This is a genomic window from Thermosinus carboxydivorans Nor1, assembly GCF_000169155.1.
In the GTDB taxonomy this organism is placed as follows: domain Bacteria; phylum Bacillota; class Negativicutes; order Sporomusales; family Thermosinaceae; genus Thermosinus; species Thermosinus carboxydivorans.
Map to the genome: position 1 here is coordinate 36,937 of NZ_AAWL01000021.1, position 6,419 is coordinate 43,355.

Annotated in this window: 8 protein-coding genes; 2 read left to right on the plus strand and 6 right to left on the minus strand. The window is 56.3% G+C overall.

What is annotated here, in order from left to right; genetic code table 11:
* Window positions 1–18: 18 nt before the first annotated feature.
* From TCARDRAFT_RS11745 to TCARDRAFT_RS11755, 3 genes are all read right to left on the minus strand, one after another.
* Complete coding sequence (locus tag TCARDRAFT_RS11745; RefSeq protein WP_007290208.1) at window positions 19–507, minus strand: flagellar protein FlgN; 489 nt, start codon at window positions 505–507, stop codon at window positions 19–21.
* A 14-nt stretch (window positions 508–521) separates the two neighbouring features.
* Window positions 522–821, minus strand: coding sequence for a flagellar biosynthesis anti-sigma factor FlgM (gene flgM / locus TCARDRAFT_RS11750; RefSeq protein WP_007290209.1), 300 nt, complete (start codon window positions 819–821; stop codon window positions 522–524).
* Between the two features lie 292 nt (window positions 822–1,113).
* Entirely contained in the window at window positions 1,114–1,506 is a 393-nt protein-coding gene (locus TCARDRAFT_RS11755) for a hypothetical protein (RefSeq protein WP_007290210.1), read from the minus strand.
* Between the two features lie 481 nt (window positions 1,507–1,987).
* On the opposite strand from TCARDRAFT_RS11755, the gene TCARDRAFT_RS11760 reads away from it, so the two are divergent.
* Window positions 1,988–2,584, plus strand: a complete 597-nt coding sequence (locus TCARDRAFT_RS11760; protein WP_007290211.1) for an HD-GYP domain-containing protein — start codon at window positions 1,988–1,990, stop codon at window positions 2,582–2,584.
* Window positions 2,585–2,750: 166 nt separating this feature from the next.
* On the opposite strand, the gene TCARDRAFT_RS11765 is transcribed toward TCARDRAFT_RS11760, so the two are convergent.
* The 3 genes from TCARDRAFT_RS11765 to TCARDRAFT_RS15580 all read right to left on the minus strand — a co-directional run bounded on the left by TCARDRAFT_RS11765 (window position 2,751) and on the right by TCARDRAFT_RS15580 (window position 5,806).
* Window positions 2,751–3,410 carry a ComF family protein gene (locus TCARDRAFT_RS11765; protein ID WP_007290212.1) on the minus strand — a complete coding sequence of 220 codons (660 nt, stop codon included), beginning with the start codon at window positions 3,408–3,410 and terminating at the stop codon, window positions 2,751–2,753.
* Window positions 3,404–5,563, minus strand: a complete 2,160-nt coding sequence (recD2, locus tag TCARDRAFT_RS11770; RefSeq protein WP_007290213.1) for an SF1B family DNA helicase RecD2 — start codon at window positions 5,561–5,563, stop codon at window positions 3,404–3,406. Before recD2 ends, TCARDRAFT_RS11765 begins: the two co-directional genes overlap by 7 nt.
* 72 nt (window positions 5,564–5,635) lie before the next feature.
* Window positions 5,636–5,806, minus strand: coding sequence for a hypothetical protein (locus TCARDRAFT_RS15580; protein WP_156784696.1), 171 nt, complete (start codon window positions 5,804–5,806; stop codon window positions 5,636–5,638).
* 96 nt (window positions 5,807–5,902) lie between these two features.
* Here TCARDRAFT_RS15580 and TCARDRAFT_RS11775 point away from each other — a divergent pair.
* Window positions 5,903–6,419, plus strand: a 517-nt coding sequence (locus tag TCARDRAFT_RS11775; protein WP_040683384.1) for an IS110 family RNA-guided transposase, incomplete at its 3' end; no start/stop codon positions are given.

Consider the following 6,419-nt stretch of genomic DNA (forward strand, 5'->3'; position numbering starts at 1 on the left):
GTGTCGTCGACTCTCCCATTATACTTTAGTGTCCAAAAGCGTCCTACGCGCCGCCGGCTGCCCAGCGCCCTGGGGCGGTCCGTAAGTGGGCCCGGCCGAGGCCTGCGTCAGGACGTTGATGTTATATTGGATAATTTTTAGAGCCTGCTCAATAAGCTGCGTATTGAGCTCATTGAGCGGCGCCAGTTTCTCCAGAGCAGCGCGCAGTTCGCCGCCGAGCGCGGCAATCCGGTCGGCGGCCTGGCCGTCGGCCAGTTCGCCGACCTTGGCCAGCGTGATGTCCTGTGGTGACAGGCCATGAGCGGCGGCAATGCGGCCAATCAGCTTCTCGCGCTGCGCGTCCAGTTTGCCGGCCTGAATTATGAGCAACTCTTCCTGCCGGGTGATGGCCTCCAACGCCGGCGCATTACCGGCCACCAGCACGGCGCGCTTCTCTTCCGCCAAGCGCACCAGGGCCTGGTACAGCGCCACCATCTCACCCAATACGGCAATAAGCTCGTCCCACATCGTCCCATTCCCCTTTAGCGCAAGCGGTCAGCTACAATCCGGCCGAGCATCTTGTCCGCAATCTCCTTCGCGTCCACATGATAATTGCCGGTAGCGATGCGGTCGGCCAGTTCCTTAACCTTATCCTCGCGCACCTCGGGCATATTCTTGAGCGCCTGCAAGATTTGGCTGAACTCCTGGGCCTGGGCCGACAAAACCACTTCGTCCGTCCGCTGGACAGGGCCGGCGCTCGGCGGTTTGGCATTCTTGCCCACTTTGGTCTGCTCGCCGTAAACCTTGAGAATATTTTGCACTTGCGTATTGGAGATTATCATTTATTTCACCCCGCTCGGTTTGAGCATTACCTTTATTTAACCGCAGAGGACGCGGAGAAAAAATTTTATTTAAAAACCTTAGCGCGATGAATATCCGCCTCTGTGTCCTCCGTGGTTAAACATGGTTTTCGTGGTTTGTGATGCCAATGTATTGACACGCACATCTTGGTTCCTATTAGTCCTATAATTAGTATCGATAAAAACGGCGAGGACATTAATCCCCGCCATTCAACGATTATTGCGCTTTTTCTGTGTTTAGCAGTTTCTGACGGCTTTTTTCGCCTGATTGCTACTACTCGCGTTTGAAGATATCCTTGGTATACATGCGCGACCGGTCCTGACCCGCTGCGGGCTCTTCCTTCTTTTCCGGCGGCAATTGTTCCAGAATATTTCGGCTGCACTTGGCACACACCCGCCCCCTGGTGATGGGCTCGCCGCACACCTCGCACGGGTATGACACCTCGGCCCCGATAATAATCCGCCCGGCTTTGATCATTCGCATGATAATTTTATGTTTCACGCCAGTCGCCTGATGGATCTCCTCCAGCGACGCCCGCTTGACTTCGCGCAAATAATCGGCCACTTTTAGCTCGTCTTCTTCTTGCTTCCGGTAACACTCCGGACAAATCCCCGCCGGATTATCGACAAACAACTTGCCGCAATCGGGACAATGCTTCAGCGCCATCTCCACCCCACCCGATTTATATAAATTTATATAACCACAAAGTACGCAAAGAACACAAAGGGTTACGGGCGCGACATCCGTCGCGCCAAACTAAAGTCTTCGCGTTACTTCGCGTTCTTTGCGTCCTACCATGAAAGCCAGTAATTACAAAATAGGGAATATAAGGAACCGCAGAGGACGCGGAGGAATTTAAATTATATTATATTCTTCGCGTGATGGATATCACGCGCTCTGTGTCCTCCGTGGTTAAACTTCAATGTTTTCATATTTTGTGGTGCCAATTTATTGGCATGAATATCTTCGCGGTTTATAGTTTTATATACTTTATTATACCCCAAAAGACGCCCGTCCGGCCACTAGGACGTTCGACTTATTTCCCGGGAAACGGCCAATTTTTTTTGTTGTCCTTGCAGGATTATGCCGAACCATAGGTGAATAAACTATTGCTTAACTCTAAGACGAAAGGCAGTCTACTTTGTATATGCTTACATTGATGCAAGCTCCTGACGTCTATACAAGCGATGGGGAAACAGTCCATAGCGTGATCGCCAATCTGCTCCATCTTATCGAACTGAAGAACGCCAAACTGTTTCTCCACAGTCACCAAGTGGCCAATTACGCTGTCAGCGTGGCCGCGAAAATGCGCCTGCCCCGCGAGGAAATTGAGCGTATCCGCCTGGCGGCCCTGCTGCACGATATTGGGCACCTTACCGTGCCTAACGCCATTTTGGCGAAAATGCCGTATGTGACGACGCGGGAAATGAGTGTATATAAAAATCACTGCAACGCCGGCAGCTATATGCTGGAAAACATTGCTGCCTGTCAGGAGCTGATCCCCTATATCCGCTATCACCATGAGCGGTGGGACGGCAAAGGCTACCCGAAGCGGCTCAAAGGCGTAAACATCCCGCTCGGGGCGCGCATCATCGCCGTCGTCAACCACTATGACCGCTATATCAATCCGTGCACGCAGAACTGGGTAAAAACCAAGGACGAAGCGGTCCGGGAGCTCTTAAGCCATTCTGGCATGGCCTTCGACCCCGAGGTGGTCAAAGCCTTTATCGACGCGTTGGGATAACATTTATTAACCACAGCGGACGCGGAGGAATTTGATTTATATATATTCTACGCGTGATGGATATCACGCGCTCTGTGTCCTCCGTGGTTAGACTTCAATGTTTTCATTGTTTGTGGTGCCAATTTATTGGCATGATTATCTTTGTGGTTACAACCGGTTAAAATAATCAAACGGCGCCGCTGGCGACGGCCAGGCCGGCCACACGCTTGGCGCCGGCGGCTTTCAGCACCCGAGCGCACTCCTCCATCGTCACGCCGGTGGTAAAAATATCGTCAACCAATAACAGAGTTTTTCCCGCTACCAATTCCGGGCGCGTAACATAAAACGCGCCTTTTATATTTTGCCGCCGCTCGGACACAGTTAGCCGCCACTGGGGCGCCGTGGGACGGCAGCGCACCAGCACGTCGAGCCACACCAGGCCTTGATTGGCCGCCCACTCGCGGAAAATCAGCTCGGTCTGGTTAAACCCCCGCTCTTTCTGCCGCGCCGCATCAAGCGGCACCGGCACTACCGCCTGACTGCCCCGGCTGTACTCGCCCGCGCCGCTTCTCGCCACCAACCAGGCGAGGTGCCGGGCGTAGCGTTCGGCCCGCTGAAACTTGAGGCGGCGGATAATTTTCTGCACCCCCGCCGCATAGTCGCAGGCGGCATAACACGCGTCGAGATATTTTAAGCGGTGCTCGGCCACATTGATCAGCCGCGCCCCGGCCACCGCCGCCAGGCAGGGCTGACACCACGCGCCATGCTCGGTTACTCCGGCGCGGCAGGCCGGGCACTTGGGCGGGTAGATAAGATCAAGCAGCGCCCGCCGCCAAGCGTTCAGCATAGGCTTTCCCCCCGCAGCCGCTCGGCCAGCAGCGAATAGCGCCGCCGGGTGCGGTCATTGGCCAGGGCCGTGTTGAGGGCTGCTTTCGAGCCCAGGAGAATCACCCGCTCCTTAGCTCGCGTGACGGCCGTATACAGGAGGTTGCGTTGAAGCATGATGCGGTGACCGGGCACTAAAGGCAGAATCACGACCGGGTACTCGCTGCCCTGGCTTTTGTGCACGCTCATGGCGTAGGCCAGCTGCAGTTCGTCCAACTCTCCCCGCTCATACATCACCGGGCCGTCGGGATAGCGGACGATGACCACGCCGTCGTCGATGGCGGCAATAAAGCCGATGTCGCCGTTGAAGACACCTTTGGTATAGTTATTGCGGATCTGCATGACTTTGTCGCCTTCACGCAGCGTCTGGTTGACGGCCTGGATCCAGCCCTTGGCCGGATCCGGCGGGTTGAGCGCCCCCTGCAGCAGCCGGTTGAGGTTTTCCACGCCGCACACCAGACGGTGCATGGGCGACAGCACCTGCACGTCGCGCAGCACGTCATAGCCCGCGGCCGGCAGTTCCTCGCGGCACAGGCGGACAATCGCCTCGGCCACGGCTTCGTCGCCGGCGATTTCGCGAAACTGAAAATTCGCATCTTTACGACAGTCGGGCACCAGGCCGCGGTTGATGCGGTGGGCGTTATGGACGATGATGCTCTCGCCCGCCTGCCGGAAGACCTCGGTCAGCCGCACTACCGGCAGCCGGCCGCAGCGGATGACGTCCTTGAGAACCGACCCGGGACCGACCGCGGGCAGCTGATCCACGTCGCCAACCAGCACCAGCCGGCAGCCGTCCGGAATAGCCCGCAGCAAGTGGTTCATGAGTACAATATCCATCATCGACACCTCGTCGACAATGACGACATCGGCGTCGAGCGGATTATCCTCGTTGCGGGCGAAATACGGCGCGCCGTCCTCCCCACCGCCCGCCTCCAGCAGGCGGTGCACGGTCTGGGCTTCCCGCCCCGTCGTCTCGCTCAGGCGCTTGGCCGCCCGGCCGGTGGGCGCCGCCAGCACGATCTTGAGTCCCGCATCCTCTAGCACGGCCAAAATACCGCGCACCGTCGTCGTTTTGCCGGTACCCGGTCCGCCGGTCAGCACCAGCACCCCGTACGCCAAAGCGGACACCAGTGCTTCCTTCTGCGCCGCTGCCAGCTCAAGGCCCGCCCCCTGTTCCCAGGCGGCAGCCGCCGCCGCGTAATCGGCCGTCCGCACCGGCTTGGCCTTGGCCTTCAGCCTGAGTAGCCGCTCAGCCACCCGTTTTTCGGCGTAATACAGATACTCGGGATAAATCAGCCGCAGGCCATGGTAATCTTCGACGCAAAGGCGGTTTTCTTTCAGCAGCCGGTCAAGGGTCATGGCCGCCTCATACTGGTCGACCTGCAGTAGTTTGGCCGTCTCCTGCACCAACAACTCCTCGGGCACACAGCAGTGGCCCGCCTGGGCCGTCTGCAGCAGGGCAAAATGAATGCCGGCCGTCAACCGCCCGGGGTGATTGGTAGCAATGCCCAGCGCCATAGCAATATGGTCGGCGGTGCGGAAGCCGATGCCGTCCACTTCCAGCGCCAGGCGGTAGGGGTTGTCCCGCAGCACGTCCAGCGCCGCCGCACCGTAATGGGCGTAAATGCGGGCCGCGTAGACGCCTGATACGCCGTGCGTTTCCAGAAACAGCATGATTTCCCGCAGCTCCGCCTGAGAAACATAGGAGTTATGGATCATCTCCGCCTTCTTGGTGCCGATGCCCTCCACTTCCACCAGCCGGTGCGGGTAGTGCTCGATGATTTCCAGCGTCCGTTCGCCAAAATGCTTGACCAGCCGCGCCGCCATGGCCGGGCCGACCCCTTTGACCGCGCCGGAGCCAAGGAACCGTTCAATCCCCTGCAGCGTCGACGGGGCAATCCGCCGGCAGCCGTCAACTTTGAACTGCCGCCCGAATTTGGCATGCTCCACCCACTGGCCGGTAAGCTCGACCTGTTCGCCGAGTAGCGGGGCAAACAGCGTGCCGACCGCCGTTATCGCGGCATTTGCGCCGTCGGGGCGCAGCTTAAACACGACAAACCCGGTGTCGGCGCTATGAAAAGTTATATTCTCGACAATTCCGGTCAGCTTTTCCACCTGCGTCTCCTTACTTTCGTCCTGCAAATACGTGTTTGGTTAATTATTTCGCATTTAGGCGGAAAAAATCCTTTAAACAAATTTAAAACCGCAAAGATATTCATGCCAATAATTGGCACCACAAAGCATGAAAACGGATAGTCTGCGGCGAATATTTAGCTTGCGGCTGGGCGACCAAAGGACGTCGCGTACTAGCGCTTCGAGCCTGACGCAAAGATTGTCCTCAATCATTCGGTGCATCACTAACTGTCACCTCCTATTGGAGAGTACGCAGGGTAGAATACATCCCTAGAGATGATTGCACCAGTCGCAAAATAAGGCCGCAGAAGGAGAATTAGAATGAGTAACAATGTCCAGGTAGTTTATGAGCGGTGTTGCGGGTTAGACATTCACAAACGCAAAATTGAAGCCTGTGCCCTGGTAGGCGAAAAAATGCGGCGCAACAGTTTCGGCACTACGTCAGAACAGTTGCACAAACTTGCCGATTGGTTAAAAAAACATGAGGTTGAAATCGTAGCAATGGAAAGCACCGGTGTTTACTGGAAGCCGGTTATCAACGTTCTGGAAGCCGAAGGAATAAAAGCGATAATAGTCAATGCTCAGCACATTAAAAACGTACCTGGACGAAAAACCGATGTTAAAGATGCCGAGTGGATAGCTTCGCTTCTTCGCCATGGACTACTAAAACCAAGCTTCATTCCCGAGCGCAGGCAACGGGAAATGCGGGAAATCACAAGATTACGCACCTCTAAAATTCAAGAACGCGCCCGTGAAATCCAACGGCTGCAAAAATTCTTGGAAGGCTGCAACATAAAATTGTCATCAGTGGTAAGCGATATAAACGGCGAACGGCGAA